The 3,480-nt window shown below is 27.5% G+C and carries 3 protein-coding genes and 3 tRNA genes; 5 read left to right on the top strand and 1 reads right to left on the bottom strand.

Annotation, left to right across the window (positions count from 1 at the left end; translation table 11 throughout):
- Positions 1 to 535: 535 nt before the first annotated feature.
- Positions 536 to 1,306, bottom strand: a complete 771-nt coding sequence (locus ACWYO2_RS05370; protein WP_455515456.1) for a type III pantothenate kinase — start codon at positions 1,304 to 1,306, stop codon at positions 536 to 538.
- A 90-nt stretch (positions 1,307 to 1,396) separates the two neighbouring features.
- On the opposite strand from ACWYO2_RS05370, the gene ACWYO2_RS05375 reads away from it, so the two are divergent.
- The 5 genes from ACWYO2_RS05375 to brnQ form a co-directional block, all read left to right on the top strand.
- Positions 1,397 to 1,490, top strand: a tRNA-Ser gene (locus ACWYO2_RS05375).
- A gap of 9 nt (positions 1,491 to 1,499) precedes the next feature.
- A tRNA-Arg gene (locus ACWYO2_RS05380) sits at positions 1,500 to 1,576 on the top strand.
- A gap of 44 nt (positions 1,577 to 1,620) precedes the next feature.
- A tRNA-Lys gene (locus ACWYO2_RS05385) sits at positions 1,621 to 1,696 on the top strand.
- A gap of 111 nt (positions 1,697 to 1,807) precedes the next feature.
- Positions 1,808 to 2,581, top strand: a complete 774-nt coding sequence (gene pflA / locus ACWYO2_RS05390) for a pyruvate formate-lyase-activating protein (protein WP_455515457.1) — start codon at positions 1,808 to 1,810, stop codon at positions 2,579 to 2,581.
- A 9-nt stretch (positions 2,582 to 2,590) separates the two neighbouring features.
- Positions 2,591 to 3,480, top strand: an 890-nt coding sequence (gene brnQ / locus ACWYO2_RS05395; protein ID WP_455515458.1) for a branched-chain amino acid transport system II carrier protein, incomplete at its 3' end; no start/stop codon positions are given.

Genomic DNA, 3,480 nt, shown 5'->3' on the forward strand with positions numbered 1-3,480 from the left:
TTATAGAAGTGGGAAAGAAGAAGGACCATATACGCGCTATTTTAATGATGGTAGTAGAGAAGAAGGAATTTATAAAAATGGTCAAAGAATAAAATTAAGATAGAAAAATGAAAATAGAAACCTTTAGAACATGTACCAACAAACTGGACATGAAATTTAAAATCAATAATTTAAGGAATTACATCTTATTTGATAAGGTGTAGTTTTTTAAATTTACTTTAACTTTATTGTAAAATTCTATATATTTTAATTGTTTTACTAGATAATCTTTACGCATAGAAATTCTTCCTTCTAATATGCTATTGTAGTATATAATAAAAAAATTATAAGGTGGGAATATGTCAGTAGTAGGACAAATAAAATTATTTTCTAACTTTAAGAGAAAATCTACTAAATTACTTACAACAAGATAACAAATAATAAATATACTTAATTATATTTCAAAAAGTTTTAAATTTAAATATTAATTTTAATGTGTACCGATAAATCAAATATAATTTTAATGATTTAAAGGTACACATTTTTAGTGTATTTATTATTTATTTAAATTATAAAATTCAAAAATTCCATTTTCCACTAAATTTGGTATATATTCATCTATAAATTCATTTAATTCTTTACTTATTTCTTTTCCTTGACCACCAGTTGATATTACAAAAGAATCAGGGAATAGTTTTTTATATTGAGTTATTAATTCTTTAATAGCTCCAATGTTTGCGTAATATATACCAAGATTTATTTGATCTACTGTAGTGTTAGCTAATACATTGTCTGCTTTCTTGAAAGTTATTTTAGGGAGTTTTGCAGTGTTTTGGAATAATGCATTTATTGAAAGTTCTATTCCTGGAAGTATAGCTCCACCCAGATATTTCTTATTATATATCATTTCAAAGGTTATGGCAGTTCCAAAATCAATTACAATACAATGTCTATCTTTAATTATTTTTTGTGAACCAATAATTGCTGCGATCCTATCAGCACCTAATTTTCTTTCACTGCTATCATCTACATGTACTAAATTTGTTGTAGTTTCATAGTTTAATATATAGGGAATTTTATTAAAATATTTTTTAGATAGATATATAAAAATTTCATCTAAATGTGGAACTACAGAGCATATTAATACATCTTCAATTAAATTAAGATCGATATGTTTGTTGTCTGCTAAAGTTTTTAAAAAAGAATAAAGTACATCTTCAGTAAGATGAGTTTTACTTGGTATTCTAAATTTTTCTAAAATTTTTCCTTTTTTATCAAAAAAAATTGGACAAATATGTGTATTTCCAATATCAAAAGCTAATATCATATTATCACCTCAGTATCATTTTATCAAAAAAAAGTTGACAATTCAACAAAATTATGATAATATGTTAATTGTCTTGAAAGAGATATGTGTGGATAAGTGGTAGAGAGGCCGAATACACTTCCCTGCTAAGGAAGCACTCGGGCATAAACCTGAGTCGTGGGTTCAAATCCCACCTTGTCCGCCATTTTTATTTGTACCTCTAGCTCAATTGGATAGAGCATCTGACTACGGATCAGAAGGTTGCGGGTTCGACTCCTACGAGGTACGCCATTTAAATAAAAATATAAGCTTATTCATATATTTTATTAATATATGAGCCAGTAGCTCAGTTGGCAGAGCAACGGACTCTTAATCCGTGTGTCCAGGGTTCGACCCCCTGCTGGCTCACCATTTGATAATCATTCAACTAAGTACAAGAGTATTTAGTTTTTTTTTTACTTGCACAAATGGATAATTAGTTATATAATATGTGTATTAAACAAAAAAAATAGGAGGGCCTATATGGAAAATAAAAAAGAAGGTTATATATATTCTTTTGAGTCTTTTGGTACTAAAGATGGTCCAGGAATAAGATTTGTTTTATTCTTACAAGGATGTCCTTTAAGATGCTTGTATTGCCATAATGTTGATACATGGAATTTAAAAGATTACCATAAATTAATGAATGCCGAAGATGTTTTTAAAGAAATAATGAAAGTTAAAGGTTTTATTAAAAGTGGAGGTGTTACAGTATCTGGTGGTGAACCATTGGTACAATCTGATTTTATAGTAGAATTGTTTGAATTATGCAAGAAAGAAGGAATACATACTTGTATAGATACATCTGGATATATATTTACTGAAAAATCTAAAAAAGCTATAGAAATGGCTGATTTAATAATGCTTGATATTAAACACATAGACCCTATAAAGTATAAAGTTTTAACTTCTGTTAATCTTGCTCCAACTCTTAAAATGGCTGATTATTTAGAAGAAATTAAAAAACCTGTATGGCTTAGATATGTATTAGTTCCGGGCTATTCAGATGATGAAAAAGATTTACATGAGTGGGCTAAATATTGTTCTAAATTTAAAAATGTAGAACGTGTTGATATATTACCTTTTCATCAAATGGGAACACCTAAATGGGATTTGATGAAAAAGGAATATAAGCTTAGAGAAACACCTACTCCAACTAAAGAAGAAGTTGTTAAGGCTGAAGATATTTTTGCTAGCTATGGATTACCTGTTAGATTAACTAATAGAGATAGTTCTAATGCTAAATTATATAAATAGGAGAAAAATTTGAAAAAGTTAAATAAAAAAGATTTTTTACAGATAAGTTTTATGATTTTTGGTATGTTTTTTGGCGCAGGAAATTTAATATTCCCTCCGTTAATAGGAAAAGAAAGTGGAGTATATTTTTATTTAAGTATACTAGGATTTTCACTATCAGCTGTACTTATACCAATTATAGGAGTTATAGAAGTTTCTAAATTTGGAGATATAGAAAATATTTTAGAAAAAATAGGTAAAAAGTTCTCTATTGTTTTTTTAAGCATGTTATATATAACAATAGCACCTTTAGTTGCTGTTCCACGTGCAGCTAGCACATCGTATAGCATAATCTTTGAAAATGTTGGGGATAAAATTATGATAAGAGTTATATATAGTATAGTTTTTTTCTCTATAATATATATGCTTTGTTTAACACCTAATCATTTGGTTACTAAATTAGGTAAATATCTTACTCCAGTATTATTTACATTGATATTAATAATATTTTTAGGGACGATTATTAAAGGGGTATCAAGTTTTACACCTCCTTTAGAAAAGTATTCTAAATTACCTTTATTACAAGGTTTTCTAGATGGTTATAGTACGTTAGATGCTCTTACAGCTGTACTTTTTGGTGTTATTCTACAAATGAATTTAAGGTATAAAGGGATTGAAGATGATAGAAGTATAAGAAAATATATTGTTAAATCTAGTATATTGGCAGGTATAGCATTATTTAGTATCTATTCAATGATAGCTTTTCTTGGGAGTTCAACGGCTAGAATGTTCCCTAATACTAAAAATGGTGCAGATATTTTAAGTGAGATTACTTATTATGTTTTTGGTAAATTTGGTTTTGTTTTATTGGCAGTAGTGTTTACCATAGCCTGTAGTTCTATATGTATATCTTTATTAAC

It is taken from the genome of Pseudostreptobacillus sp. (genome assembly GCF_977040545.1).

What these genes read in the sequence shown, in the direction of transcription:
- ACWYO2_RS05370 (WP_455515456.1), bottom strand. Translation starts at nt 1,306, where the DNA reads ATGATATTAGCTTTTGATATTGGAAATACACATATTTGTCCAATTTTT.
- pflA (WP_455515457.1), top strand. Translation starts at nt 1,808, where the DNA reads ATGGAAAATAAAAAAGAAGGTTATATATATTCTTTTGAGTCTTTTGGT.